The 26,443-nt window shown below is 62.4% G+C and carries 22 protein-coding genes; 17 read left to right on the top strand and 5 right to left on the bottom strand.

The genetic code is table 11. The features are described from left to right. The first annotated feature begins 53 nt into the window (after positions 1–53). The 9 genes from P3T18_RS20780 (at position 54) to P3T18_RS20740 (ending at position 9,325) form a co-directional block, all read left to right on the top strand. Positions 54–758 carry a 3-oxoacid CoA-transferase subunit A gene (locus tag P3T18_RS20780; RefSeq protein WP_429301841.1) on the top strand — a complete coding sequence of 235 codons (705 nt, stop codon included), beginning with the start codon at positions 54–56 and terminating at the stop codon, positions 756–758. Positions 759–768: 10 nt separating this feature from the next. Beyond that, positions 769–1,428: a 3-oxoacid CoA-transferase subunit B gene (locus P3T18_RS20775; RefSeq protein ID WP_429301840.1), complete on the top strand. Its 660-nt coding sequence runs from the start codon at positions 769–771 to the stop codon at positions 1,426–1,428. Between the two features lie 358 nt (positions 1,429–1,786). Then, positions 1,787–3,166 (top strand): 3-carboxy-cis,cis-muconate cycloisomerase, encoded by a 1,380-nt coding sequence (locus tag P3T18_RS20770; protein WP_429301839.1) that lies wholly within the window; start codon positions 1,787–1,789, stop codon positions 3,164–3,166. A gap of 5 nt (positions 3,167–3,171) precedes the next feature. Continuing rightward, complete coding sequence (gene pcaD / locus P3T18_RS20765; RefSeq protein WP_429301838.1) at positions 3,172–3,963, top strand: 3-oxoadipate enol-lactonase; 792 nt, start codon at positions 3,172–3,174, stop codon at positions 3,961–3,963. Beyond that, the gene (gene pcaC / locus P3T18_RS20760) at positions 3,960–4,349 is read left to right on the top strand and encodes a 4-carboxymuconolactone decarboxylase (RefSeq protein WP_429301837.1); all 390 of its coding nucleotides are present in this window, start codon (positions 3,960–3,962) and stop codon (positions 4,347–4,349) included. Before pcaD ends, pcaC begins: the two co-directional genes overlap by 4 nt. Before the next feature lie 174 nt (positions 4,350–4,523). After that, positions 4,524–6,467, top strand: a complete 1,944-nt coding sequence (locus P3T18_RS20755; RefSeq protein WP_429301836.1) for an ABC transporter permease — start codon at positions 4,524–4,526, stop codon at positions 6,465–6,467. Further along, complete coding sequence (locus tag P3T18_RS20750; RefSeq protein WP_429301835.1) at positions 6,464–7,297, top strand: ABC transporter ATP-binding protein; 834 nt, start codon at positions 6,464–6,466, stop codon at positions 7,295–7,297. Before P3T18_RS20755 ends, P3T18_RS20750 begins: the two co-directional genes overlap by 4 nt. Continuing rightward, the gene (locus P3T18_RS20745; RefSeq protein ID WP_429301834.1) at positions 7,294–8,007 is read left to right on the top strand and encodes an ABC transporter ATP-binding protein; all 714 of its coding nucleotides are present in this window, start codon (positions 7,294–7,296) and stop codon (positions 8,005–8,007) included. Before P3T18_RS20750 ends, P3T18_RS20745 begins: the two co-directional genes overlap by 4 nt. Positions 8,008–8,113: 106 nt before the next feature. Next, positions 8,114–9,325, top strand: coding sequence for an ABC transporter substrate-binding protein (locus P3T18_RS20740; RefSeq protein WP_429301833.1), 1,212 nt, complete (start codon positions 8,114–8,116; stop codon positions 9,323–9,325). Positions 9,326–9,342: 17 nt separating this feature from the next. On the opposite strand, the gene P3T18_RS20735 is transcribed toward P3T18_RS20740, so the two are convergent. Beyond that, a complete protein-coding gene (locus tag P3T18_RS20735; protein WP_429302088.1) occupies positions 9,343–10,584 on the bottom strand; it encodes an NAD(P)/FAD-dependent oxidoreductase in 1,242 nt (413 codons plus the stop codon). A 1,273-nt stretch (positions 10,585–11,857) separates the two neighbouring features. Here P3T18_RS20735 and P3T18_RS20730 point away from each other — a divergent pair. From P3T18_RS20730 to P3T18_RS20720, 3 genes are all read left to right on the top strand, one after another. Next, positions 11,858–14,164 (top strand): hypothetical protein, encoded by a 2,307-nt coding sequence (locus tag P3T18_RS20730; protein WP_429301832.1) that lies wholly within the window; start codon positions 11,858–11,860, stop codon positions 14,162–14,164. Positions 14,165–14,479: 315 nt separating this feature from the next. Further along, entirely contained in the window at positions 14,480–15,775 is a 1,296-nt protein-coding gene (locus tag P3T18_RS20725) for an ABC transporter substrate-binding protein (RefSeq protein WP_429302087.1), read from the top strand. Continuing rightward, entirely contained in the window at positions 15,772–18,732 is a 2,961-nt protein-coding gene (locus P3T18_RS20720) for a bifunctional diguanylate cyclase/phosphodiesterase (protein ID WP_429301831.1), read from the top strand. The genes P3T18_RS20725 and P3T18_RS20720 overlap by 4 nt, the downstream gene beginning before the upstream one ends. Here P3T18_RS20720 and P3T18_RS20715 read toward each other — a convergent pair. Then, on the bottom strand, positions 18,729–19,109 hold the full coding sequence (locus P3T18_RS20715) for a hypothetical protein (protein WP_429301830.1): 381 nt from the start codon (positions 19,107–19,109) through the stop codon (positions 18,729–18,731). The genes P3T18_RS20720 and P3T18_RS20715 overlap by 4 nt on opposite strands. A 103-nt stretch (positions 19,110–19,212) precedes the next feature. Further along, the gene (locus tag P3T18_RS20710; protein WP_429301829.1) at positions 19,213–19,497 is read right to left on the bottom strand and encodes a hypothetical protein; all 285 of its coding nucleotides are present in this window, start codon (positions 19,495–19,497) and stop codon (positions 19,213–19,215) included. 237 nt (positions 19,498–19,734) lie between these two features. On the opposite strand from P3T18_RS20710, the gene P3T18_RS20705 reads away from it, so the two are divergent. Next, on the top strand, positions 19,735–21,141 hold the full coding sequence (locus P3T18_RS20705) for a sugar porter family MFS transporter (protein ID WP_429301828.1): 1,407 nt from the start codon (positions 19,735–19,737) through the stop codon (positions 21,139–21,141). 45 nt (positions 21,142–21,186) lie between these two features. On the opposite strand, the gene P3T18_RS20700 is transcribed toward P3T18_RS20705, so the two are convergent. Then, positions 21,187–21,678, bottom strand: a complete 492-nt coding sequence (locus P3T18_RS20700; protein WP_429301827.1) for a hypothetical protein — start codon at positions 21,676–21,678, stop codon at positions 21,187–21,189. Between the two features lie 42 nt (positions 21,679–21,720). Next, the gene (locus P3T18_RS20695) at positions 21,721–22,359 is read right to left on the bottom strand and encodes a TetR/AcrR family transcriptional regulator (RefSeq protein ID WP_429301826.1); all 639 of its coding nucleotides are present in this window, start codon (positions 22,357–22,359) and stop codon (positions 21,721–21,723) included. A gap of 341 nt (positions 22,360–22,700) precedes the next feature. Between P3T18_RS20695 and P3T18_RS20690 the strand changes: the two genes are divergently transcribed. The 4 genes from P3T18_RS20690 to P3T18_RS20675 are packed head-to-tail and all read left to right on the top strand — an operon-like array spanning position 22,701 to position 26,413. Beyond that, positions 22,701–23,540 carry a TauD/TfdA dioxygenase family protein gene (locus P3T18_RS20690; protein WP_429302086.1) on the top strand — a complete coding sequence of 280 codons (840 nt, stop codon included), beginning with the start codon at positions 22,701–22,703 and terminating at the stop codon, positions 23,538–23,540. 56 nt (positions 23,541–23,596) lie between these two features. After that, the gene (locus P3T18_RS20685; RefSeq protein ID WP_429301825.1) at positions 23,597–24,649 is read left to right on the top strand and encodes an ABC transporter substrate-binding protein; all 1,053 of its coding nucleotides are present in this window, start codon (positions 23,597–23,599) and stop codon (positions 24,647–24,649) included. Between the two features lie 40 nt (positions 24,650–24,689). Continuing rightward, positions 24,690–25,538, top strand: a complete 849-nt coding sequence (locus tag P3T18_RS20680; protein ID WP_429301824.1) for an ABC transporter ATP-binding protein — start codon at positions 24,690–24,692, stop codon at positions 25,536–25,538. Beyond that, positions 25,535–26,413, top strand: coding sequence for an ABC transporter permease (locus P3T18_RS20675; protein WP_429301823.1), 879 nt, complete (start codon positions 25,535–25,537; stop codon positions 26,411–26,413). The genes P3T18_RS20680 and P3T18_RS20675 overlap by 4 nt, the downstream gene beginning before the upstream one ends. The last annotated feature ends 30 nt before the right edge of the window (positions 26,414–26,443 follow it).

Raw genomic sequence — 26,443 nt, 5'->3', positions numbered from 1 at the left:
CGCACAGCGGGCGGCAACCTGGCGGCTCGCAGCGCCCCAAAAGGAAATTCGACATGATCAACAAGATTTTCGAGTCACTTCAGTCGGCGGTCGCCGATGTCCACGACGGCGCGACCGTCATGATCGGCGGCTTCGGCACGGCCGGCATGCCGTCCGAACTGATCGACGCGCTCATCGAACAGGGCGCGCGCGAGCTGACCATCGTCAACAACAACGCCGGCAACGGCGACATCGGCCTCGCCGCGCTGCTGAAGGCGAAGCGCGTGCGCAAGATCATCTGCTCGTTTCCGCGTCAGACTGATTCCTATGTTTTCGACGCGCTGTATCGCGCCGGCGAAATCGAACTGGAACTGGTGCCGCAGGGCAATCTCGCCGAGCGCATCCGTGCCGCGGGCGCCGGCATCGGCGGTTTCTTCACGCCCACCGCCTACGGCACGAAGCTGGCCGAGGGCAAGGAAACCCGTCTGATCGACGGCCGGCATTACGTGCTCGAAGCGCCGCTGCATGCGGACTTCGCGCTCATCAAGGCGTTCAAGGGCGACCGCTGGGGCAATCTGGTGTATCGCAAGACGGCCCGCAACTTCGGCCCGATCATGGCGAGCGCGGCGAAAACCGCCATCGTGCAGGTGTCGAAAGTCGTGCCGCTCGGCGAACTCGATCCGGAAAACATCGTCACGCCGGGCATCTTCGTGCAGCGTGTGATCGAAGTGCCGCAAGCGACGCATCAAGCCGAACTTGCATCCGCGACAGCCGCCTGAGGAGACCGACATGAAAAAACTGACCCGCGATGAAATGGCCAAGCGCGTTGCCCAGGACATTCCTGAAGGCGCTTATGTGAACCTCGGCATCGGCGTCCCCACGCTGGTGGCCAACCACCTCGCCGCCGACAAGGAAATTTTCCTGCACAGCGAAAACGGTCTGCTGGGCATGGGCCCGGCGCCCGCCAAAGGCGAGGAAGACGACGAACTCATCAACGCCGGCAAGCAGCACGTCACGTTACTCACGGGCGGCGCGTTCTTCCACCATTCGGACTCGTTCGCGATGATGCGCGGCGGCCACCTCGACTTCTGCGTGCTCGGCGCGTTCCAGGTGTCGGCGAAGGGTGATCTCGCGAACTGGCATACCGGCGCGCCCGACGCTATTCCGGCGGTCGGCGGCGCAATGGATCTCGCGATTGGCGCGAAGCAGGTCTACGTGATGATGGAGCACCTCACCAAGCAGGGCGAGAGCAAGATCGCTGCCGAATGCACGTATCCGGTCACGGGCGTGGCCTGTGTCGATCGCATCTATACGGACCTCGCGATGATCGACGTGACGCAGGACGGACTCGTGGTGCGGGAAATTTTCTCGGACATCGACTTCGACGCGCTGCTCAAACTGACGGGCGTGCCGTTGATCGACGGCACCCAGGCCGCGCGAGCGGCCTGAACGCGGCGATCGCGGGCGCGGTCACGGGCGAGGGGGGAAGTGCGGCTCGGGACGTGACGTCGTGCGTGGCAGCGGACTTTGCACCGCGCGCCGACCTCGACCTCACGCCGGACGCCTTCGCTTCGGCCCGCCGCTACGGCCCGCAGCGTCGCCCCGCGTCATCATCCAGCCGGCCCGGCTTGCCGCATGACGTGACGGATTCGTCGCGTTCAGCGCACAATACAGCGCAACGTCAGCCACGCGACGCGTGTTGACGGTTCATGCCCGAGCCGGCCCGCAACGCCCGACACATCGGCGCGGGCGCGATCCGGGCCTGCCACGAAACTCAAATCCGACTCTCCCGAACCTCGACGCCAACATGCTCGACTCCAGCGCCCGCCTGACTGGCCTTCTCTGCGGCACGCAGCCGATGAACGACATCTGGGCGCCGCGTGCCACGCTGCAGCGCATGCTCGACGTCGAAGCGGCGCTCGCGCGTGCGTCGGCGGCGCATCACGTGATTCCGCCGGACGCCGTGCCGGCGATCGAGGCTGCCTGCCAGGCCGATCAACTCGACGCCGAAGCGCTCGCGCGCGACGCGGCGCTCGGCGGCAATCTGGCGATTCCGCTCGTCAAGCAACTCACCGCGCGCGTCAAGGCGGCCGACGCCGAAGCGGCGAAGTACGTGCATTGGGGCGCGACGAGTCAGGACATCATCGACACCGCGACGGTGCTGCAGTTGCGCGACACCTTCGACCTGCTCGACGCCGGCCTCGCGGCAACCTGCGACGCGCTCGCGAAACTCGCCGCCACGCACCGCGCCACGCCGATGATCGGCCGCACCTGGCTGCAACAGGCGCTGCCGATCACGCTCGGTCTGAAATTCGCGCAATGGCTCGACGCGCTGCTGCGTCATCGTGACCGCCTCGACGCGCTGCGCGCTCGCGTGCTGGTGCTGCAATTCGGCGGCGCGGCCGGCACGCTGGCGAGTCTGCGTGAAGCCGCGCCGCAGGTCACGCAGGCGCTCGCGCAGGAACTCTCGCTCGCCGTGCCCACGTTGCCATGGCACACGCAGCGCGATCGCATCGCCGAGACCGCTTCGCTGTTCGGCATGCTGATCGGCACGCTCGGCAAGATCGCACGCGACATCTCGCTGCAGATGCAGACCGAAGTGGACGAACTCGCCGAACCCGCGGCGGCAGGCAAGGGCGGTTCGTCGACCATGCCGCACAAACGCAATCCGGTTGGCTGCGCCGCCGTGCTGACCGCCGCGACGCGCGCGCCGGGTCTGGTCGCCACGGTGTTCGCCGGCATGGTGCAGGAGCACGAGCGCGCGCTCGGCGGCTGGCAGGCCGAATGGGACGCGCTGCCGGATCTCGCCCGCCTCGCGGGCGGCGCGCTCGCCAACATCGAACAGATCGCCGTGGGCCTGATCGTCAACGTGCCGGGTCTCGTGAAGAACCTCGACGCCACGCATGGCCTGATTCTCGGCGAGGCCGTGATGCTCGCGCTCGGCGACAGCATCGGCCGGCTCGACGCGCATCATCTGGTCGAACGCGCGTCGAAAGCGGCCATTGCCGACAGGAAGACGCTGCTGCAAGTGTTGTCCGCCGACGCCACGGTCACGGCGCATCTGCCGCCCGCGCGTCTCGAACAGCTGCTCGATCCCGCTCAATATGTCGGCCAGGCGCATGCCTACGTAGACGCCGCGCTGACACTTCATCAATCGCGCGCCAGCCGCGCGACCTCAAAGGAGTAACCGGTATGCCCTACGCCGCAGTCAACGGCACCGAGCTTCACTATCGCATCGACGGCGACCGTCACGGCAACGCGCCGTGGATCGTGCTGTCGAATTCGCTCGGCAGCGATCTGTCGATGTGGACGCCGCAAGTCGCGGCGCTCGCGAAGCACTTCCGCGTGCTGCGCTACGACACGCGCGGCCATGGTCACTCGGAAGCGCCCAAGGGACCGTACACGATCGAACAGCTCGCCGGCGACGTGCTCGGTCTGATGGACACGTTGAAGATCGCGCGGGCGAATTTTTGCGGCCTGTCGATGGGCGGTCTGACCGGCGTGGCGCTCGCGGCACGTCACGGCAGCCGCTTCGAGCGCGTCGTGCTGTGCAATACGGCCGCGCGCATCGGCTCGCCCGAAGTGTGGGTGCCGCGCGCTGCGAAAGCCCGCACGGAAGGCATGAATGCATTGGCCGACGCCGTGCTGCCGCGCTGGTTCACGGCCGAGTACATGCAGCGCGAGCCGGTGGTGCTGGCCATGATCCGCGATGTCTTCGTGCATACGGACAAGGAAGGCTACGCGTCGAACTGCGAGGCCATCGACGCCACCGACCTGCGCCCCGAAGCGCCCGGCATCAAGCTGCCGACGCTCGTCATCAGCGGCACGCACGATCTTGCGGCGACGCCGGCGCAGGGCCGCGAACTCGCGCAGTCGATTCCCGGCGCGCGCTACGTCGAACTGGACGCCTCGCATATTTCCAACATCGAGCAGGTGGATGCCTTCACGAAGACCGTGCTCGATTTCCTCACGGAGCAGAAATGAACGACGAAGACCGCTACGAAGCCGGACTCGGCGTGCGTCGCGCGGTGCTCGGCGACGCGCACGTCGACCGCTCGCTGGCGAACCGCACCGAATTGACCGACGAATTCCAGAATCTCATCACGCGCTATGCGTGGGGCGAAATCTGGACGCGCGAAGGCCTGCCGCGTCACACGCGCAGCCTGCTGACCATCGCGATGATGGTGGCGCTCAACCGCAGCGAAGAACTGGCGCTGCATCTGCGCGCCGCCAAAAACAATGGCGTGACGCGCGAGCAGATCAAGGAAGTGCTGATGCAGACCGCGATCTATTGCGGCGTGCCGGCGGCCAATTCGGCTTTCCATCTGGCCGACAAGCTGTTCCGCGAGGAAGACGCGGCCAAACCGTAAGCCTGTCCGCTCAGGCGGTCAGCAGACTGTTTTTTAGCGTTGTAATATGAAGAGCGCGCGCTGGTGGTTCCAGCGCGCGTTTTTTTTATGCCCGGCTGCTAGTGTCAGCGGCAAAAAATTGGGTACTCTTGGCACCGCGCACGACGGTTCGCGCCAAGTCATTCAAGGGTTGCAATGCTTTCGAATCTGCTGGTACAGATGGTCAACGGACTCGCCGACGCGTCGACGCTGTTTCTCGTCGCCGCCGGCCTGTCGTTGATTTTCGGCGTGACGCGTATTGTTAACTTCGCGCATGGCTCGTTCTACATGCTCGGCATTTACGTCGCGTACAGCCTGACCAGCCGCTTCGGGCACACGTCGGGCGGCTTCTGGTTGTCGGTGCTGGCGGCGGCGCTGGCGATCGGCGTGCTCGGTGCGCTGGTGGAAACGGTCGTGCTGCGGCGCATTTACCAGGCGCCCGAACTGTTTCATCTGCTTGCCACCTTCGCCCTCGTCCTGATCTTTCGCGACGCCGCGCTCTGGCTGTGGGGCCCGGAAGACCTGTTCGGACCGCGCGCGCCGCATCTGGCCGGCGCGGTCGATCTGCTGGGCCATCCCGTGCCCACTTACGACCTCGCGCTCATCGTGATCGGTCCGCTGGTGCTGCTGCTGCTCTGGTATGCGCTGACGCGTACGCGCTGGGGCACGCTGGTGCGCGCCGCGACACAAGACCGTGAGATGCTCGGCGCGCTCGGCATCAACCAGACGTGGTTGTTCACCGGCGTGTTCTTCGCCGGCGCTTTTCTCGCCGGACTCGGCGGCGCGCTGCAGGGGCCACGCATGTCGGCCAACCTGTCGCTCGATCTGGAGACCATCGGCAATGCGTTCGTGGTGGTGGTGGTCGGCGGCATGGGTTCCATACCGGGGGCGTTCGTGGCCGCGCTCATCATCGCGGAGATCAAGGCGCTGTGCATCGGCATCGGCCATGTCACGCTGTTCGGTGTCGGGCTGTCGTTGAGCCGCTTCACGCTGGTGGCGGAGTTCGTCGTCATGGCCGCGGTGCTGGTGGTGCGCCCGTGGGGTCTGCTCGGCAAGGCGAGCGCGACGGTGCGCGGCATGGCCGCGCCGGAGACGCCGCTCAGGCTCGCCGGCAAGCGCGTCAAATGGCTGGCGGCGCTCACGCTGCTCGTGCTGGTTCTGGCGCCGCTCGCGGCCAACGCGTTTCCGTATGTGCCGGTGCTGCTCGTCGAAATTCTGATCGCGGTTCTGTTCGCAGCGAGTCTGCACTTCATCATGGGACCGGGCGGCCTGCATTCGTTCGGACACGCCGCTTACTTCGGACTCGGCGCCTACGGCGCGGCACTTTTCCTGAAGGTCCTGAATCTGCCGATGGAAGCCGCGCTGCTGCTCGGGCCGCTCCTCGCGGTGGCCGGCGCGCTGGTGTTCGGCTGGTTTTGCGTGCGGCTCTCGGGCGTCTATCTCGCCATGCTCACGCTGGCGTTCGCGCAGATCGTCTGGTCGGTCGTGTATCAATGGGACGATGTCACCGGCGGCAGCAACGGCATCCTCGGCCTGTGGCCGTCGAACTGGCTGGCCTCGCCGGTGGCCTTCTATTACGTCACGCTGGTGTGCGCCGTGCTCGGCGTGTGGCTGCTGCGCAAGATGCTGTTCTCGCCGCTGGGTTACGCGTTGCGCGCGTCGCGCGATTCCGTGTTGCGCGCCGAGGCGATCGGCATCGACGTCAAGCGCGTGCAGTGGGCGGCGTTCGTGATCGCGTCGCTGTTCTGCGGTCTCGCCGGGTCGTTGTATGCGTTCTCGAAAGGCACGATCTCGCCGGAGGTCATCAGCGTGAGCCGTTCCGTGGACGGCCTCGTGATGGTGCTGCTGGGCGGCTTGCAGACCTTGAGCGGGCCGCTCGTCGGCGCGGCGGTTTTCACGTGGCTGCAGGACACCGTCGCGCGTCAGACCGACTACTGGCAGGCCTTGCTCGGCGTCGCAATCCTGCTGCTGGTGATCGCGTTTCCGCAGGGCATCGTCGGCTTCGTGCGCACGCGTTTCGGCGACCACGTCGCCGACCCCGGCGAGGTGGGCAGCGCCGCGTCATCCGCGACGGCTGCGGCAATCGAGGAGCGGCTATGAGCTTGCTGCGCGTGGCGGGCCTCAGCAAATCGTTCGGCGGCGTGAAGGCGGTCGACGATGTCTCCTTCGATCTCGAAGCCGGGCAACTGCTCGCGCTGCTCGGCCCGAACGGCGCGGGCAAGTCCACCTGCTTCAACATGGTCAACGGGCAACTGGCGCCGTCCGCCGGTTCGATCCAACTCGACGGACAGGAACTCGTCGGCATGCGTCCGCGCGCGATCTGGCGGCTCGGCGTGGGGCGCACGTTCCAGATCGCCGCCACCTTCAATTCGATGACCGTGCTCGAAAACGTGCAGATGGCGCTGGTTTCGCGCGAACGCAAGACCTTCGCGCTGTGGCGGTCCGCCGGCTCGCGCTACGCGGACGAAGCGCTCGCGTTGCTGGAGCAGGTCGGCATGGCGGCGCACGCGCAGCGTGCCTGCGGCGTGCTCGCCTATGGCGACGTGAAGCGCGTGGAACTCGCCATCGCGCTCGCCAACCGGCCGAAGCTGCTCCTGATGGACGAACCCACGGCCGGCATGGCGCCGCAGGAGCGCCACGCGCTGATGGCGCTGACACGGCGCCTCGTCAATGAACACAGGATCGGCGTGCTGTTCACCGAGCACAGCATGGACGTGGTGTTCGCCTACGCCGATCGCATGCTCGTGCTCGCGCGCGGCAAGCTGATTGCCGAGGGCGACGCCGAGACGATCCGCAACGACGCGCGCGTGCAGGAGGTCTACTTCGGCACGGGCAAGACGTTCCGGCCGCAGGCGTCGTGGGCGTCGGCTGCTTCGCTCGCGCCGCACGACGCGGCCCGCGAGTCCGCGGAACGTGGGGCATCGCAATGAGCGGGCCGCTGCTGAAGGTGTCCGGCCTCAACGCGTTTTATGGCCGCGCGCATATCCTGTTCGACGTCGGTCTCGAAGTGGGCCGCGGCGAAGTGGTGGCGCTGCTGGGTCGCAATGGCGCAGGCAAATCGACCACGATGAAGGCCATCATGGGCCTGCTGCCGCGTTGCCATGGCGACGTGCAGTTTCGCGGTCAGAACATTGCCGCATTGCCGCCGTACAGAATCGCGCGCATGGGCATGGGTTTCGTGCCGGAAGATCGTCGCGTGTTTGCCGATCTCACGGTCATGGAAAATCTGGATACCGGCCGTCAGCCGCCGCGCGAAGATGCGCCGCACTGGACGCCCGACAAACTGTTCCGCCTCTTTCCCAATCTCGGCGAAATGCCGTCGCGTCCCGGCGGACAGATGAGCGGCGGCGAGCAGCAGATGCTGACCGTCTCGCGCACGCTGATGGGCAATCCGTACCTTGTGCTGCTCGACGAACCTTCCGAGGGCGTGGCTCCGGTCATCGTCGAGCAGATGGCGAACATGATTCTCGAACTCAAACGCGAGGGTTTGTCGATACTCTTGTCCGAGCAGAATCTGCGCTTTGCCGAACTGGTCAGCGACCGCGCGTATGTGCTCGAGAAAGGGCAGATCCGTTTTAGCGGCACGATCGACGAACTGGCGCGCGACGAAGCGCTCAGGCGCGCGTATCTGAGTGTGTGAGATGAGTGTGTGAGATGAGTGTGTGACGCTCGACGCAACCCGCCCGAACTCGGTACGATGCCGGCCTATTACACCAATTCCGCAATCCACTGACACGGAGAAACGCATGACCACGCGCGCAGGATGGATCTCTCGCCTCACGGTTTCCACGGTCGTCTCGCTGACGGCTTTGGGCGCGAACGCGCAGCAGACCATCAAGATCGGCGAGATCAACAGCTACAAGGCGCAGCCCGCCTTTCTCGGCCCTTACAAGAACGGCTGGAATCTGGCGCTCGACCAGGTGAACGCGGCGGGCGGCGTGCAGGGCAAAAAACTCGAAGTCGTGTCGCGCGACGACAACGGCAATCCGGGCGACACGATTCGCGTCGCGCAGGAACTGATCGCGCGCGAACAGGTGCAACTGCTGTTCGGCGGCTTCCTGTCGAACACCGGACTGGCACTCACCGACTTCGCGAAGCAGAAGAAGATTTTCTTCCTCGCCGCCGAGCCGCTGACCGACAAGATCGTCTGGGCCGACGGCAACAAATACACGTACCGTTTGCGTCCTTCGACCTACATGCTCGTCGCGATGCTGGTGCCGGAAGCCGCGAAGCTGAAGAAAAAGCGCTGGGCGATCGTGTATCCGAATTACGAGTACGGGCAATCCGCTGTCGCCACTTTCAAGAAGCTCCTGAGCGCTGCGCAACCGGACGTGCAGTTCGTCGCGGAGCAGGCTACGCCGCTCGGCAACGTGGACGCCGGCGCGGTGTCGCAGGCGATTGCCGACGCGAAGCCGGACGCGATCTTCAACGTGCTGTTCGGCGCCGACCTCGGCAAGTTCGTGCGCGAAGGCAATACGCGCGGTCTGTTCAAGGATCGCAGCGTGGTCTCGGTGCTGACGGGCGAACCCGAATACCTCGATCCACTGGGTGTCGAAGCGCCGACCGGCTGGATCGTGACGGGCTACCCGTGGTATTCGATCGATACTGCGGCCAACAAGAAATTCGTCGACGCGTATCAGGCCAAATACCACGACTATCCGCGCCTCGGATCGGTGGTGGGCTATTCGGCGATGATGTCGATTGCCAACGGATTGAAGAAGGCTGGCACGACCGATCCTGACAAGCTCGCTGCCGCATTCAAGGGCCTCGCGGTGGATACGCCGTTCGGGCCGATCAGCTACCGCGCGCAGGACAACCAGTCGACCATGGGCGAATACGTCGGCGTGACGGGCGTGAAAGACGGCAAGGGCGTGATGACGACGTACCGGTATGTCGACGGTGCAAGCGTGCAGCCCTCGGACGCCGAGGTGATGAAGTTGAGGCCGGCGGGGCAGTAAGGGTTTATTTGCGCCCGTTAAAAGCGGTCTGCGCGGAACGGTGTCGGGTCGACGATGGTTTGCTCGCCCGTCATCATCTCGGCAATCAGTCGGCCCGTGATCGGGCCGAGTGTGAGCCCGTGATGCGCGTGACCGAAGGCGAACCATACATCGCGGCGCGTGCTGGCCGGTCCGATGACCGGCATCATATCGACGGTGCAGGGACGGCGGCCCATCCACGGTTCGTCGTCCAGGCGCTCGCCCAATGGGAACAGCGTACGCGCGACTGGCTCGGTCTCGGCCAGTTGCACGGGCGACTTCGGCGCATCGCATCGCGCAATCTCCGCGCCGGTAGTCAACCGGATGCCGCGGCTCATGGGCGCTAATACATAGCCGTTCTCCGCGTCCAGCACCGGCTGGTTCAGGCGTGCGTCACCGTGCGGCGCATAGTGCATGTGGTAGCCGCGTTTGACCGCGAACGGCAGGCGATAACCGAGCCGCGCACTCAACACATCCGACCACGGTCCCAAAGCGATTACCGTCGACGCAGCGGCGAGCGTGCCGGCGGTCGTGTCGACTTGCCACTGCTCGCCGGACTGACGCAGCGAATTCGCGTCGCCGTTGAAAAAGCGTCCGCCGATTGCTTCGAAATAGTTGGCGTAGGCCGAGACGAGCGCGTTCGGATCGCTCACGGAATCGGATTGCGGATAGCGCACGCCGCCGATCAGTTTTTTGTCGAGCGCGGGTTCGGTTTGCTGCAAGGCACGGGGATCGAGCGATTCGAATGCCACGCCGTATTCGCGGCGCCATTTTTCTGCCACGCGCAATTCGGCCTCGTGCTTCGACTCGCTGCGAAAGACCTTCATCCAGCCGATTGGGCGCAGCAATGCACTGGCGCCCGCATCCGCCGCGAGTGCGCGATGCTCACTGACGCAATGTTCGATCAGCGTGGCGTAACTGCGTGCGATCGCCGCGTGCCTCGCCGGATGCGAATTGCGCCAGTACTGCCATAGAAACGGTGCGACCTGGAGGATGGCATCCGCGTGATAGCGCACGTCCAGCGACCGGTTGCGCGCGTAGCGCAACAAGGTGCCCAGATCGCGCGGAAAGGCATACGGATAGACGCCCTCGCGCTGGATCAACCCGGCATTGCCGAACGACGTCTCGTTGCCCGGCGCTTTGCGATCCACCAGCGCAACGGCACGGCCGCGCTTCTGAAGATGCACCGCGACGGACACGCCGACGATCCCCGCGCCGAGTACAACGGTATCGAATCTGATCGGTTTCATAGAGCTCTATTGTCCACTCAAGTCCGCTGATTCCAGAGTACTTGCGCAATCCGGTATGTGTACCGACGGTGGTTCTGTATTCATCGTTCAGCAGTGTATAGGTGTGTGCTATTTCGTGGCGGGATCGGGGTGCTGGCGTCGATCGCGTGGACGGATTCTTTGCACTCGAAGAGGAATAAGTGCGCTGCATTCAGGGCTGGAAAATTAGAAAAGCAGAACTGAATAAATTTATTACGATGGGCGTACTACGGGAGATCATGCACAATTTCTGGCGCCGCACGGTCGTGCGCAGACGAGTGCGGAGGAGTGCAAACGCGACCCCGTTGTTGACTGACGACTGACATTCTCCGCGCATTGGCACTGGTGCGAGTCTTCGTGTGAAGAATAGAAAAAAGTGCACTCGTGCACCAGAAGCGCGAAAACCAATCCGACGCCATTTTGCATTGATATTCATATTACAAAAGCGGCGTGCGCCGCCTGTGTCCGAATTATTTTTCAAGGTAAGAAAGCGAAACATTTTCGTTTTGCGCGCTTCACTGAGGCAGAGATTTTTCTTTTGCCCGGCATCGAAAAACCGCTGGCCGCGTTCCATCTCATATTATTTGAACTGCTACTTATCGTGCCGAGCCACGTCCACGTTACACGGATGAAACGTTTATAATTCGTCTGCCAAATTTAGGGCTGTAAGTAGTACCGGGATTTCGCAGTAGCGGATTGATTCCAGTAAAGCTTGCATGCACGAGCGTTGCACCGGCGAACGACCGTGCGGGCGAATCTGCAGTGCCGATTCAACCGCAGGCGGACCGCTGGACACGAAATCGGCAGGGTTGTCGTAATTCCGGCAACGCTCCAATTTCTCACCCTTTGCAGACGCCCGTCACATCCGTTTTTCATTTGTCCGGGCCGGACTGCCGGTGAGTTCCTTGTGCGGGATGCAAGGGCTGTGTCGTCGGCGAAACGTTCTTCCTCTCTGTCCGTTTTTCACTCGCATGTGCGTTTGATCACGCTGCTTTTTGCAGCGCGGGCGAGCTGTTGCCTGGCATTTCGCGTAAGCGGTCGTGTGCATCATGCGACCTAATAGTAAGTAATCCGTAATAAATAGGCGATGGTCCGTTTGCGCGGGTCGTCGTTGCGGACAGAAGTCCGGTGACACGTGTGTGTCGTGTTTCACCTCTGTTTGTCATCAATAACGCAAAAGCGGGACGGCGTAGATCGATCTTGCTCATCCTCGGGGATAACCTGCTTCCTAGCGATACGACGGTCAATGACGAGTAATTTGAAAATTCTGGGCGTTGCGGCAGCAACGCTATTCGCGTGGTTCGGTGCGCAGAGCGCGCAGGCTCAATCGACCACCATCACTGTGTCGGGTCTGCAATACACGTTGTGCGGACAAGAGAACGGCACCTGTAAATTCCTTGGAACGGGGTCCGTCGTGTTCGGCGCGGTCCCGCCGAATTCGCCGTCGGTGATGCTGACGGCTCCGCGTACTTTCAGCAATGGCGTAGGTTGTTACGTCGGCGCGGTTTCGCAGGTCGATCCCGCGTACGGCTATGGCAAATCCTGCTGGGTGAGAGCGACCGCCGCGACGCCGACGCCCACCCCGACGCCCACCCCGACGCCGACACCGACGCCGACACCGACGCCGACGCCGACGCCTACGCCTACGCCGACCCCCACGCCGGCTCCTGCACCGACGCCTACGCCGACCCCCACGCCGACGCCTACACCGACGCCCACGCCAACCCCGACGCCCACACCGACGCCCACACCGACGCCCACCCCGACACCGGGTGCATCGACGCTCTCGTGCGGAACGCCGACTCACACGGCCGGCGGCACGGCTAATGGCATCATCAGTGCGGACACGCCGACCACCGACGGCCTGCGTATCTTCCAGAACAACGCACCGTTCAAGCTCGCCATCACGACGAACGCACCGAGCGCGGACACGGTAGTCTGGTCCGTCGCGGATTCGAATGGCGCGATCAAGGCGCAGGGCAATTTCGCCGTCAGCGCCGGCGTGCAGACCAACACCATCCCGTGTACGTCGACGTGGTCCGGCTATGGCGCGCTCACCGCGACATTGCGCACGAACGGCGGCACGCTGCCGATGAGCGGAACGCGTCCCACGGGTATCGCGACGTTCGGCGTGCTGCCGAACCTGACGTCCGTGCTCGGAACGGTCAGCTACGCGCATCAGGACCAGCATCGCTTCGGCATGCAAGGCTTCAACGGCAATATCGCGGCGCTGCACGACCTCGGTATTTCGTGGACGATCGACGACCGCCAGATTTCCGCGATGGAACCCAATGGTCCGAACACGTACACGCCGAGCGTGAACGACCTCGATCCGTTCTACAAGGCCAATCCGGATCAGATGCGCATCATTCGTCTGGACGGACTTCCCGCTTGGGATTCGAAGACCGGTCAGTTCAACGACAGCTACTACGCGCCGACGAACATGCCCGAGTTCCAGAGCTTCATGGCCAAGGTCGGTACGGATACCAGCCTGATCCGCTCTGCGTATTATCCGAATCAGCAAAGCAACTACTACCAGGTGACGTGGGAGCCGAGCCTCGGCTGGGCCGACAGCGACGCGAATTTCGTCGCCATGTACAAGGCGGCTTATCAGGGCATTCACTCGACCGATCCGAATGCGATCGTGATGGGCACGGGCAACCCGTTCCCGGCGAATTGCGACACCTGTACCACGGGCTATCTGCAGAAGTTCGGTGCGCTGGGTCTGTGGAATTACATCGACGCGGTGTCGACGCACGGCTACTGGAACGCGGGTACGTATCCGGCGCATCCGCCCGAGTTGCAGGATTCCGATCCGAATCCGGCCAATCAGGCTAACGCGCTCGACAACCTCGTTTCGCAGCTGCGTTCGGTGATGCAGGCCGGCAAGCCGAACATGAAGCTCTTCTTCACCGAAGCGGGCACGAGCTACGATCCGGGCATCAATTACGGCTCGACGGGTCCGTCGCAGAACCAGTTGTTTGCGCATGCAGCGGTGGGCGTTCGTTCGCACATCATCGTGCTCGGCGGCGGTGCACAGATGACCACGCTGTTCTACGGCGCGGATTATCCGGGCGAAGTCGGCTACGGTTCGTTCTTCGATCTGAACGACGCGCAAGGTGCTTACGGTGCGAACAATCTCTCGCCGAAGCCCGAAGCCATGGCATTCGCCGCGATGACACGTGCGCTGGACGGCACGAACACGCTGGGCCGCGTCAAGGGTACGGCAGCGGGCATCTACGCCTACGCCTTCCAGCAACTCGGCAACGGCAAGGTCGTGACGGCGGCATGGGCGCATAGCAACGCGCAATGGCCGGCCAGCAACGGTCTGTATAGCCAGACTTACTCGACCAGCTATTCGCTGCAGGTCGACAGTCCGGGTACGTCGGGTAACGTGACGAAGATCGACGGCTACGGCAACATCAGCACGGTTGCCTACACCAACGGTGTCGCCAACCTGACGCTGACCGAAGTGCCGCAGTACATCGTGTCCAACAACGCCTCGCTGGCGAAGTCGAACGCGACGACGCCGGTCGGTTACACGGGCCAGTAAGCTTTACTGAAGAGCCGGCGCGCTGCGAACCTCGTTCGCAGCGCGCCGTTTTTTTTGCAATCTCTCTCCCCGCCGTCTTCTCACCATTCTCACGGCGGCAACCCGGCGCATCGCATCGTCCGCATGCCGTTCGCGTCTTCTCCGCCATTCCCCGCACCGATCCTCCGGCCTTGAAGGCCTCGCACGCGCCAGCCAGCCCCGCCGGCTAGCGGTCTAAAGAATTCACCTGTTTTGCCGATATAGGCAGTAGGCGCCGGTTCGTCCGGTCTGCCGCCGGCTGCCTGATCCGTCCCGAAACCGATGAGTGAACCGCAAGTGCGACGAATTGAGTTTGCCTCCCTGCTTGCAGGCCTTGCCGGCCTTGTGCTGTTGTTCCTATGCGGATGCAGGCAACAGGATCACGCGCCCGCGAGCGCGGTGCAACCGCACGCAACCACGATTACCGCGTTGATCTGGGCGCCGGACTGGCCCGAAGAAATGCTGCAGATCGCCGCCGAGTTCAGCAAACTCAATCCGGATGTGCACGTGAACGTGCAGTTCATGATCGGCAATTCGGTCGAGGAGAACATCAAGCCGCGCATTGCTTCCGGCAACTTGCCGGACCTGATGAGCGTCAACCCGAACGCTTATGCTGCGGATCTGGCAGATCAGGGTTTGCTCGCGGACGTGCGCGCCACGTCGGCCTGGCGCAACATGCTCGACCCGCTCAAAGACGACTGGACCAGTCGCCGGTCGAAAAATTTCGGCATACCCGCGGGTGTTGCGACCACGCTGATCTATTACAACCAGGAGATGTTCGAGAAGGCCGGCATCAAGGATCTGCCGACGAATTTCCCCGAGTTTCTGAAAGTCTGCGAGCAACTCAGGCGTGCCGGCTTCACCCCGATCATGTGGAACGGCGGCTTTCCCAACATGCTCGGCAATGGACCGTTCAGTTCCGGCTTTGCCAATAACGTCGTAGCGCATGAGCCCGACTGGAAGCGAAAAATCGGCGACGGCACGCTGGATCTGAACACGCCGCAAGTCGCGGAAATCTTTTCGCGGATCGTGGCGATGCCGGAGCACGGTTTCGTACAGGAAGGATTCATGGCGACCGACTACGATCAGGGCATCAGGCTATTCAAGCAGGGCAAGGTCGCCATGGCTTTTCACGGAAGCTGGGCCGCGGGACTGCTGCTGCACGGCAACCGGTTCCGCGCCGGCGTGTTCATTCCGCCATGGAACGCGCCGGGCGAGCGAGTGGTGCCCGTGATCGGCAGCGAGACCGGCTTTGCGGTGTGCGAGACGCCCAATAAGGCGGCAGCCATGCGCTTCCTGGAGTTCATCACCGGCCGCGGCTATCCGATTCTCCAGAGAAAGCGCCACAACATTGCGCCCTTCAAGCAGGCACCCGGGGATATCGTCAGCGATCAGGAGATCGTGGCTTATACGGACACGGTGAGTCATTATCCGGTGACTGCCAGCCCGTACTATTCGGTCTTGCCCTCCAACTCGATCGAACGGCTGCATCGTTTGATGCAGGACGTGCTGCTCAGGAAGATCAGCCCGAACCAGGCCGCACGCCTTCTCGACGAGTCCGTCAAGCACGAAGCGAAAATGCACTACAAATGAAATCGCTCATCGATCCGCTACGACGCGCCTTCGCTTATCTCTCGCTCGACCTGTTGCGTCGGGTCGAAATCCGCTATCGCCTGATTGCCGCGTTCATTCTGCTTTCTCTGATCCCGATACTTATTTCGGGCTACATATCGTATGTGGAGTCGACGGCGGCTATCAAGGAAAACGCCGAGATCTTTTCGAAAGAAGTGGTCAGGCAGGTATCGAGAAACATCTCGCTACGCATGGAGCAGATCGAAACGGAGAGCAATCTTCTGACGCTTTCCGAGCGCATCCAGAGCGGTCTCACGAAAGTGGCCAATGGCAGCCCGAAGGAGCAGAGCGAAGCGCGCGAGGATATGACCCGCCTGCTTCTGGAGCACTATGGATCGGTCGATTTCATCAACGAGAAATACGTGCTGGACCGGACCGACCGCATCATGGATACCCAGGCGTTCGCGCAACTGACGCAAGGTGTGATGCGGCTCGTCGCGCAGGCGCCGGAGTGCGGCGCCAAACCGTATTGGGGAAGCTACGACAGCGGCGTGGGGCAGCAGAACATCGGCATGGTGAGCGCCATTGTCGGCAAGAGCAGTAATCGCAAGATCGGTAATCTGGTGCTGGTGATCAGCCCCGAACATTTCTCGACCATCTTCAACGACGTCGCCCTCGGCAGCGGCACCGAAATTTACGTGCTGGACGCCAGCAACAACAAACTGATCGTGCGCCCCGACGGCGCCTCAGCGGATGCCGACGCAACGGCCGAGCCCGATCTGGCGAGAAAGATCGCGAGCGACCGGCCCGACAGTTTCGTCGATTTCGACGGCAGGCATGGTGGCCGCTATCTCGCCGCGTACACGAATATTCCCGGCACCACGTGGTACGTGGTCAGCACGATTCCCGAAAAGAAGCTGACCGCGCAGGTGCAGTCGGTGCGCAATCAGATCGTGCTGGTGGGCATTTCCGGCTTCCTGCTATCGATCTTTCTGGCGTACTTTATTTCTCACAGTATTTCCGCGCCCCTCATCGAACTGGTGCGAAAGATGCACGCCACCGGCAACGATGCCGGCGCCGAAGCAGACGCCAAAGCAGACGGCTTGGAGGATGAACTCGCGCAAAGTACGGCTACGTCCGGCGCCAAAGACGAACTCGGCCGACTGTCGCGGCGTTTCGAACGGATGAGTACGGCGATCGGGCAGAAGATCCAGAAGATCAACGAGATCAATGCGTCGCTGGAGCAGACGGTGATTACGCGCACGGCGGAGCTGGTGAGCCGCGAGCAGGAGTCGCGCACGTTGATCGAGAATTCGCCTGACACGATTACGCGCTACGACCGCGAAATGCGCCGTACTTACGCCAATCCGGCTTTTTGCACGTCGGCAGGATTCAGTCTGGCCGAATCGCTCGGCAAGCGGCCTTCCGAGGTTCCGGGTGGTTCGAATGCATTGATCTACGAACGAAAGATTCTCGAAGCGATTGCAAGCGGAAAGAGCGCGCAATTCGAATTGCGCTGGCTCAGCAAGGACGCGCAGGAACAATGCACGCACATTCGCCTCACGCCGGAAATCGATCATACGGGCAGGGTGAATTCGGTGCTGGCGGTCGGGCGCGATTTGTCCGATCGTATGGCCTTCGAAGCGACCATCTGGAGGCAGGCCAATTTCGATGCCTTGACGCATTTGCCGAACCGCCAGATGTTCCATGACCGCCTCGAGGATGAAGCGAGAATGTCGCATCGTTCCGGCCAATCGATGGCGCTCATGCTGATCGACCTCGACCGCTTCAAGGAGGTCAACGACTCGCTCGGGCACGATACCGGCGACATTCTGCTGATCGAGGCGGCGCGCCGCATCACGGCCTGCGTGCGCGAATCCGATACGGTGGCGCGTCTTGGCGGCGATGAATTCACGGTGATTCTGCCCGACCTCGATTGCAACGAGAAACTCGAACGGATTGCCCGCGCGATCATCGACAAACTGGCCGAGCCGTTCCGCTTCGGCACGGACGAAGCGTTCATCTCGGCCAGCGTCGGCGTGACGCTGTACCCGAACGACGCGACCGAGCTCGACGTGCTGTTCAAGAACGCCGACCAGGCCATGTATGCCGCGAAGAATGCCGGGCGCAACCGCTTCAGCTACTTCACGCCGGATCTGCAAGTGGCGGCGGAGCGGCGCCTGCGTTTGACGAGCGATCTGCGCATCGCCTTGCAAGGCGAGCAGTTCCAGGTGCATTACCAGCCGATCGTCGATCTGGCATCCGGTGAAATCTATAAGGCGGAAGCATTGATCCGCTGGATTCATCCCGAGCGCGGCACGATCAGCCCGCTGGATTTCATCGCATTGGCTGAAGATACGGGACTCATCGTGCCAATCGGCGACTGGGTGTTCAGGCAGGCGGTGCAACAGGTGCGCGAGTGGCGCAGCCGCTTTCATTCGTGTTTCCAGATCAGCGTGAACATGTCGCCGGTGCAGATTCGTCAGGACACCATGGTATGCGAGCAGTGGTCGGACTATCTTTTGCGGGAAGGCATGCCGGGCCAGAGCATTGCGGTGGAGATCACCGAGGGCCTGCTACTGGATGCGGAATTGAACGGCAAGCTGCTGACTTTCCGTGACGCGGGTATCCGCGTGTCGATCGACGACTTCGGCACCGGCTATTCATCGCTCGCGTATCTCAAGCGTTTCGATATCGACTATCTGAAGATCGATCGCTCGTTCGTTCACAATCTCGGCACCGACGCCGACAACCAGGCGCTGTGCGAGGCCATGGTGGTACTGGCGCACAAGCTCGGTTTGAAAGTGATTGCGGAAGGCGTGGAAACGGTCGAGCAGCGCGATTTTCTGCGTGACGTGGGCTGCGATTACGCGCAAGGCTATCTGTACTCCATGCCCGTACCGCCCGATCAGTTCGAAAGACTCGTGTGGCCCGCATCCGCAACGAAGTCGGATAACCGGCGCGTCGAAACCGTCTAACGCGGCAGCATCGACTGCTTGCGCGCGCGGCGCGGTTTGGGCTCGACGCCAATGCGCGGGTCGCGCGCCAGCACGAGCGTCGTCAGGGCCTCGGCGGCCGTTTCGAAGGCCGGGTCTTCCTGCGGCACGTAGAGCCATTTGCCGAGCACCGGATGCACGCGCAGTGCCGGCAATTCTTCGATGAGCGCAGCCTGGCGTTCATGCGAGGTGCACACCAGCAAGCCGTTCCAGGGCTTGGCCCGATCGGCGGCGATCAGGCACAGCAGACCGTCCACGTAGGCGGCGTCACAGCCGAACATGCGCTTGCAGACATAGGTCGGCTCACGCTCGAAGGCGTCGAATATCCAGAGCAGCGAATTCCGGACGGAAGAGGGCATGGAGGGCGCTCCCGGCAGCAGTGCGAATGTCGAAGCTCCATCTTACCTGGCCTGCTCGACGCGCACGACGATACTCGATGCCCACCACGAGACCGCTTCTGCGTCAGACGCGCAATACGCCCTTCAAACGACCCAACTCCGCCGGCCGTGTGTACGTACGATACAACTCGCCGACCGTGCCGATGGCCAGCGCGGGTTTGAGTGTGGCGCCGGGCAATGCACCGGTAATCCAGTCCAGCGCATTCATTTCGCGCTGGGACGCATGCACCGCGGCAGTCAGTAGCGACAGCGCCCGCTCTGCCGAGTAACCGCCCAGATCGACGAAGCAGCTTTCAAAAGGGTGTTTCGTCGCGCCCCCGGCGTGCAGCGCTGGCTTGCGGATGTCCAAATTGGTCTCCTATGAAAGTTGCCATTCATGTATAGCAAGTGAATGTGACGATTTTTTGCCGGGCCATAAAAACTTCCCTGGATGGCGATGTACCTGAACCGCAGCACTGGCGCGGTTCGGGCACTCGGGCACGTCGCGTGCTAATGGCCCTCAGTACAGGGCGGCGAGCGGATCGAAATGAAACCGTAAAGAACCGCCGTCAAGGAAACGAACAAGAAAGCTGGAAGGAAAAAGAACATGTCGACAACACTCCACCCCACCGCGCGTTCCGGCGCGAGTTCATACAGTCGCGTTCATATTGTGCTCACCAGCGCGATTGCCGCACTGGCCGGTTTGTTATTCGGCCTCGATATCGGTGTCATTTCCGGCGCGCTGCCGTTCATCGCGAAGAACTTTCAGGTCGGCGACCAGATGCAGGAATGGATCGTCAGTTCGATGATGGTGGGCGCCGCAGTGGGCGCACTCGGATCGGGCTGGGTGTCGCGCGTGATCGGCCGCAAGGTTTCGCTGATGATCGCGGCAGCCTTGTTCGCCGGCGCATCTGCCATCTGCGCATTTGCACTGAACCCCGCAATGTTGATCGCGGGCCGCGTGCTGCTCGGTCTGGCAGTCGGCATTGCCTCGTTTACGGCGCCGCTCTATCTGTCCGAAATCGCACCGCGCACCATGCGTGGCGCACTGATTTCGCTGCATCAGTTGATGGTGACCATCGGTATTCTCGCCGCGTTTCTGTCGAACACGGCATTCAGCGGCGCGGGCGACTGGCGCTGGATGCTCGGCGTGATTGCATTCCCCGCGATTGCGATGCTGGTCGGCCTGATCTTTTTGCCGCGCAGTCCGCGCTGGCTGATGAGTGTCGGCCGACGCGAAGAGGCACTTGCAGTACTCAAGAAACTGCGTGGTGATGAACAGACTATCCAGACAGAAATGCGCGAAATCGACGAGCAATTGAAAGTCGAATTCGAAGGCTGGAGCCTTTTCCGCGGCAACAAAAACTTCCGCCGCTCGGTGTGGCTCGGCGTGCTGCTGCAGATTGCGCAGCAGCTTACCGGCATCAACGTAGTGATGTACTACGCGCCGCGTATCTTCGGTCTGGCGGGTTATGGCAGTGCGCACGATCAATTGTGGGGCACCGTGATCGTGGGGGCCGTCAACGTGGCCGCAACCTTCGTTGCAATCGGTCTCGTGGACCGCTGGGGCCGCAAGCCGATTCTCTACACGGGCTTTAGCGTCATGGCGATTGCGCTGGCTTCACTCGGTACGCTCATGCATGTCGGCATTACGTCACCGTCGCATCAGTATGCCGCAGTCGCCGCGCTGCTCGTTTTCATCGCAGGCTTCGCGATGTCGGCCGGTCCGATGATCTGGATTCTCTGCGCGGAGATCCAGCCGATCAAAGGGCGCGACTTCGGTATTGCCGTCTCGACGTTCGTGAACTGGGTGGCCAACACGATTGCCGGCGCCACGTTTCTGACGCTGCTGAATACGCTGGGCCATGCGCAAACGTTCTGGCTTTATGCTGCGCTCAACGCGGCATTCCTGTTGATGACACTCTGGATCGTGCCGGAAACAAAGGGCGTGTCGCTCGAACAGATCGAACGTAATCTGATGGCAGGCAAAGCGCTGCGTCGCATCGGGCAATAAGCGGGCAAATATGCGGGCAATAAGCCGCGACGCGACCCGCGCGTTTTACGCACTCACCGCCGCTGTCCGCGCTGCCGCGGCAGCGGCGAATGCACGAAAGTTCTCCGGTGTGGCGAATGCGAGGTACTGTTCCTGCATTTCCTGGGTGAGTACTTCGATCAGTGTCGTGTCTTCGATCCACAACTCGATCACGTCGAAGAAGTTCTGGCCGCGTGTGCAGCGAACCGCGCGCCAGCCTTCGCGCGCACCGATTGCAAATACCTCGTCGGGCGTCAACCTGCTTGCAACGGCAATATGAAATGCGCTGTATTGCGCCGTTTTGCTATCGCCCGGCACGAAAGCGCTGTGCGCTTCACCGGGGCAAATCACGCGGTCGCTCGGATAGGTCTCGATGATCGAGCCGCGCTCGTCACCCGCAATGGCCATCCACGAATCCGGGAAGGAAGGAAACGGTGCGTGAAATCCGCCCCACAATTCGGCAATGACGCGGGCGACGTTTTCCGGATGTCGGGCAGGGATGGAAGCATGAAACAGCATGAGAAACCTCTGTCGAAAATTTACATGGAAAGTTTGGTCCCGTTATGTGTTGCAAGCCGGTTTCGAGCCGGTCTTTTTCTGTTGACGCATGCGCCGGCGGGCGTCGTCCAGTAATGCGCCGATCGCCTGGGTCGCTGCGGCGGCGGCCTCGCGGCCGTCCATATCCCAGTAGTCCTTGAATGCGGCCCAGGCGCTGGCCGAGTAAAGCAACTGCATGGCCGCGCACAGATTCCTGCGCTCGGCCTCCGGCATCGGCCCGACTTCGCGATCCACGAGTTCGGCGAATGCCTTCTGACGCTCGGCATTGGCATGACGCCGCGCCTCGCGGCCGACGGGCGAAGCCAGCATGCCGCGAATCAGCGTTTCGCGCGCGTCGAACCTGGCGAAATCTGGCCCGAGGCGCGCGCTCAGTTCCTCGTACGTACGCGGAAACTGGTCGCGACTGATCGCTTTGGGCGCCCACTTCCAGAAGGCGTCGAGCAGCGCTTCCTTGGTCGGGAAATAGCGAAACGCCGTGCTCTCGCCCACACCGGCCTCGCGCGCAATCTGTGCAAAGCTCAGATTGGCGAGTCCGTCGCTTTCGAGGCAGCGTGCCACGGCGTCCAGAATCGCCTCGCGGGTTCTGAGCTTATGGCGGTCGCGCAGACCGGGTGGCTGCACATCGTCGATGGTGGAATTCATGGCGGCGATGCTGTCATGTGAGAGATTCACCGTCAAGTGGGGGTGTTACCACCACTTTTTGTCGGAGGAATGGATCGTGGTCACACCGTCGCGCGCGCGGATTTGCGCATGCGAATCTGCCGCAGCGCGTTAAAGCATCGGGTTTATCACTCCAGCAGATAACCGTATCGGATTTGCTTCGTTGTCGGCGCGTGTGCGTGCCGGTAAATTCGTCTGACTGCGCCTTCGCGGCGTCCTCCGAACAGATCGACGAAGAGTTTCCTGTGACGACTGCATTTGCACCCCTTGCATCCACCGCCGGCAGCGATACCGGCCACGTCAACCCGAATCCGCAGCTCGACATCCGCGCTTTCGACGGACCGGTCGGCGCCGAAGTACTCGGTCTCGATCTCGCCCAGCCGCTGAGTCAAACCGACTTCGCGCGAATTCACCGCGCGCATCTCGACCATCACGTTCTGGTGTTTCGCGACCAGCGCATCACGCCCGATCAGCAGATCGCGTTCAGCCGCCGTTTCGGTCCGTTGCAGATTCACGTGCTGCATCAGTTTCAGCTGGCCGGCTATCCGGAAGTGCTGATCGTGTCGAACATCCTCGAAAACGGCAAGCCGATCGGTCTCGGCGATGCTGGTCATTTCTGGCATTCGGATCTCTCGTACAAGGAGAAGCCGAGCCTCGGCTCGCTGCTGCATGCGCAGGAGTTGCCCGCCGAAGGCGGCGACACGCTATTCGCCAACATGCACCTCGCGTTCGACACGTTGCCAGCGCATTTGCGCAGCGCGATCGACGGGCGCACGGCAGAGCATACGTACCTCGCGAAATACGCGGAATTGCAGAAACGCAGTCCATGGCGGCCGAATCTTTCCGCCGAGCAGATCGCGCAGGTGAAGCCGGTCGAGCATCCGATCGTGCGTACGCATCCGGAAACGGGTCGCAAGGCGCTATTCGTCAGCGAGCATTTCACGACGCGCGTGATCGGCTTGCCGGAAGACGAGAGCAAGCAGTTGCTCGACGAACTATTCGCGCATAGCGTTCGCCCCGAACATCTGTACCGGCATCAATGGGCCGAACACGACATGGTCTTCTGGGACAACCGCTCGCTGATGCACCTTGCCGCCGGTACGCCCGACGAACTGCGCCGCAAGATGTATCGCACGACGATCGAAGGCGACGTGCCGTTCTGACGGCAAGCGCGCCCGCTATTTACTCAATTTCACGCCTCACGCCGACCGGAGTTTCGATGTTCTCCAAGTTTCGCCCGACCGCCACGCGGCCGTCCTTTGCACGCCGTTTCACTGCAACGCTGCTCACCGTGTCGGTGACTGCTGCCGCACTGGGCGCCGCGACGCCCGCACACGCAGAAGGGCAGATCCGTATTGCCGAACAGTTCGGCGTCGTTTATCTGCTGTTGAACGTGGCGCGTGACCAGCAGTTCGTCGAGAAAGAAGGCCGCAAACAGGGCCTCGATATCAAGGTCGACTGGGTGAAGCTCTCGGGCGGCGCCGCTGTGAACGACGCGCTGTTGTCCGGTGCAGTGGATATTGCGGGCGCGGGCGTCGGCCCGTTGCTGACCATCTGGGACCGCACGCACGGCAAGCAGAACGTGAAGGGCGTGGCGTCGCTCGGCAATCTGCCGTATTACCTGGTGAGTAACAATCCGGACGTGAAGACGATTGCCGACTTCAGCGCGAAAGACCGTATCGCGGTGCCGGCCGTCAACGTGTCGGTTCAATCGCGCGTGCTGCAATACGCAGCGGCCAAACGGTGGGGCGACAAGGAGTACAACCGTCTCGACAAATTCACGCAGGCGTTGCCGCATCCCGACGCGGCTGCGGCGATCATCGCGGGCGGCACGGAAATTACGGGCCATTTCGGTAATCCGCCGTTTCAGGAACAGGAACTTGCGGGCAATCCGAAGGCGCACATCGTGCTGAATTCGTACGACGTGCTGGGCGGACCGAGTTCGGCAACCGTGCTATACGCCACCGAAAAATTCCGTGACAACAACCCGAAGACCTATCGCGCTTTCGTCGACGCGCTCGCCGACGCGGCCCGCTTCATTACGGCCAATCCGGACGCCGCCGCCGACATCTACATTCGCACGAATCAGTCGAAGATCGATCGCGATCTGCTGCTGAAAGTCATCCGCAATCCGCAGGTGCAATTCAAGGTCGCGCCGCAGAATACGTTCGGACTCGCGCAATTCATGTATCGCGTCGGCGCTATCCGGAACGAGCCGAAATCATGGAAGGACTATTTCTTCGACGACCCGGCCACGGCCGCGGGAAGCTGAACATGACGTACTTCATGACGTATTTGCACGGAGTGATCTGATGGTGGCCAATCCCACGCTGCTGTTTCCCGATCGGGCAGCACAAAGCAGCGCCGCGACCAGCGAGCGCCTGCTCGCAGTCGAAAACGTGAACCTCGAATACCGCACGCGCGAGCGCATCGTTCGCGCTACGCACGACGTCAGTTTCGACGTGTACGGCGGCGATCGCTTCGTGCTGCTGGGACCGTCCGGCTGCGGCAAATCCACTTTGCTCAAGGCAGTGGCCGGATTTATCGAGCCGACGTCGGGCAGTATTTCGCTCGACGGACAGATCGTGCGTGGCCCCGGCGCGGATCGCATCGTCGTGTTCCAGGAATTCGACCAGTTGCCGCCGTGGAAGACGGTGCTGCAGAACGTCGCGTTTCCACTGCGCGTGGCGAAGAAACTCTCGCGCGCGGAGGCCAAAGAGCGCGCGCTGCATTATCTGGAGAAGGTCGGGCTTGCTTCGTTTGCGAATGCCTATCCGCACACGCTCTCCGGTGGCATGAAGCAACGCGTGGCGATTGCCCGCGCGCTGGCGATGCAACCGCGCGTGCTGCTGATGGACGAACCGTTCGCCGCGCTCGACGCGCTGACGCGCCGCAAAATGCAGGAGGAGTTGCTGCGTCTATGGGAAGAGGTGAACTTCACGCTGCTGTTCGTCACGCATTCGATTGAAGAAGCACTGGTGGTGGGCAACCGCATTCTGCTGCTGTCTCCGCATCCCGGCCGCGTACGCGCCGAACTCAACAGTCATCAATACGGGCAGGACAGTTTCGGGCGCAGCGATTTTCAGCACAGCGTCGCGCGTATTCATCATCTGCTGTTCGAACAGAATGAACCCGCCGAAACCACGGAGGCCGTGCAATGAGTGCTCCCGCTACTTTGCTTCCACCGGTTCGCGCGGAATACGAAAGGCCGCTCGAACCACTCGGCGAACTGGTGCTCGAAGCGCCGTTGCCGCTTGGCAAGCGTCTGATGGCGCAAGGCTGGCTGCGCAAGACGCTGATCGCGCTCGTGTTGATCGCGGGATGGGAAATCGCCGCGCGCGCCGTCGACAACGATCTGCTGCTGCCGACTTTCGGCGCGACGTTCAGCGCCTTCGTGCAAGGCGTCTGGTCAGGCGAGTTGCTACAGAAAACAGCGGTCTCGATGTCCGTACTGCTGCGCGGTTATCTGCTCGGCGCTGCGCTGGCTTTCGTGCTGACCTCGCTGGCCGTTTCGACGCGTGTCGGGCGCGATTTTCTCTCGATGCTCACCGCGATGTTCAATCCGCTGCCGTCCATCGCGCTGCTGCCGCTCGCCTTGCTCTGGTTCGGCCTCGGCACTGGCAGCCTGCTGTTCGTGCTGGTGCATTCGGTGCTATGGCCACTCGCGCTCAATACGTATTCGGGATTTCAGTCGGTGCCGGCCACCTTGCGCATGACAGGCCGCAATTACGGACTGACGGGCATGCGCCACGTTCTGCTGATTCTGGTGCCGGCCGCGTTGCCGTCGATACTCGCGGGCTTGCGGGTAGGTTGGGCGTTTGCGTGGCGCACGCTGATCGCCGCGGAACTAGTGTTCGGTGCGAGTTCGGGTAGCGGCGGGCTGGGCTGGTACATCTTCCAGAATCGCAACGAGTTGTACACGGATCGCGTTTTCGCGGGCCTTGCCGCCGTGATCGTGATCGGTCTGCTGATCGAACATCTGGTATTCGACACGCTCGAACGCGTCACGGTGCGCCGCTGGGGCGTGCAGCAATAAGCGCTTCGATTTTGGCCGACAGTTTGCGGC

Source organism: Paraburkholderia sp. GAS199 (assembly GCF_050436585.1).
Lineage (GTDB): Bacteria > Pseudomonadota > Gammaproteobacteria > Burkholderiales > Burkholderiaceae > Paraburkholderia.
This window is presented reverse-complemented; position numbering and strand designations above follow the sequence as displayed.

Excerpts from the sequence above, each read along its gene's own strand:
- P3T18_RS20780 (WP_429301841.1), top strand. The coding sequence starts at position 54 with ATGATCAACAAGATTTTCGAGTCACTTCAGTCGGCGGTCGCCGATGTC.
- P3T18_RS20775 (WP_429301840.1), top strand. The coding sequence starts at position 769 with ATGAAAAAACTGACCCGCGATGAAATGGCCAAGCGCGTTGCCCAGGAC.
- P3T18_RS20770 (WP_429301839.1), top strand. The coding sequence starts at position 1,787 with ATGCTCGACTCCAGCGCCCGCCTGACTGGCCTTCTCTGCGGCACGCAG.
- pcaD (WP_429301838.1), top strand. The coding sequence starts at position 3,172 with ATGCCCTACGCCGCAGTCAACGGCACCGAGCTTCACTATCGCATCGAC.
- pcaC (WP_429301837.1), top strand. The coding sequence starts at position 3,960 with ATGAACGACGAAGACCGCTACGAAGCCGGACTCGGCGTGCGTCGCGCG.
- P3T18_RS20755 (WP_429301836.1), top strand. The coding sequence starts at position 4,524 with ATGCTTTCGAATCTGCTGGTACAGATGGTCAACGGACTCGCCGACGCG.
- P3T18_RS20750 (WP_429301835.1), top strand. The coding sequence starts at position 6,464 with ATGAGCTTGCTGCGCGTGGCGGGCCTCAGCAAATCGTTCGGCGGCGTG.
- P3T18_RS20745 (WP_429301834.1), top strand. The coding sequence starts at position 7,294 with ATGAGCGGGCCGCTGCTGAAGGTGTCCGGCCTCAACGCGTTTTATGGC.
- P3T18_RS20740 (WP_429301833.1), top strand. The coding sequence starts at position 8,114 with ATGACCACGCGCGCAGGATGGATCTCTCGCCTCACGGTTTCCACGGTC.
- P3T18_RS20730 (WP_429301832.1), top strand. The coding sequence starts at position 11,858 with ATGACGAGTAATTTGAAAATTCTGGGCGTTGCGGCAGCAACGCTATTC.
- P3T18_RS20720 (WP_429301831.1), top strand. The coding sequence starts at position 15,772 with ATGAAATCGCTCATCGATCCGCTACGACGCGCCTTCGCTTATCTCTCG.
- P3T18_RS20715 (WP_429301830.1), bottom strand. The coding sequence starts at position 19,109 with ATGCCCTCTTCCGTCCGGAATTCGCTGCTCTGGATATTCGACGCCTTC.
- P3T18_RS20705 (WP_429301828.1), top strand. The coding sequence starts at position 19,735 with ATGTCGACAACACTCCACCCCACCGCGCGTTCCGGCGCGAGTTCATAC.
- P3T18_RS20700 (WP_429301827.1), bottom strand. The coding sequence starts at position 21,678 with ATGCTGTTTCATGCTTCCATCCCTGCCCGACATCCGGAAAACGTCGCC.
- P3T18_RS20695 (WP_429301826.1), bottom strand. The coding sequence starts at position 22,359 with ATGAATTCCACCATCGACGATGTGCAGCCACCCGGTCTGCGCGACCGC.
- P3T18_RS20685 (WP_429301825.1), top strand. The coding sequence starts at position 23,597 with ATGTTCTCCAAGTTTCGCCCGACCGCCACGCGGCCGTCCTTTGCACGC.
- P3T18_RS20680 (WP_429301824.1), top strand. The coding sequence starts at position 24,690 with ATGGTGGCCAATCCCACGCTGCTGTTTCCCGATCGGGCAGCACAAAGC.
- P3T18_RS20675 (WP_429301823.1), top strand. The coding sequence starts at position 25,535 with ATGAGTGCTCCCGCTACTTTGCTTCCACCGGTTCGCGCGGAATACGAA.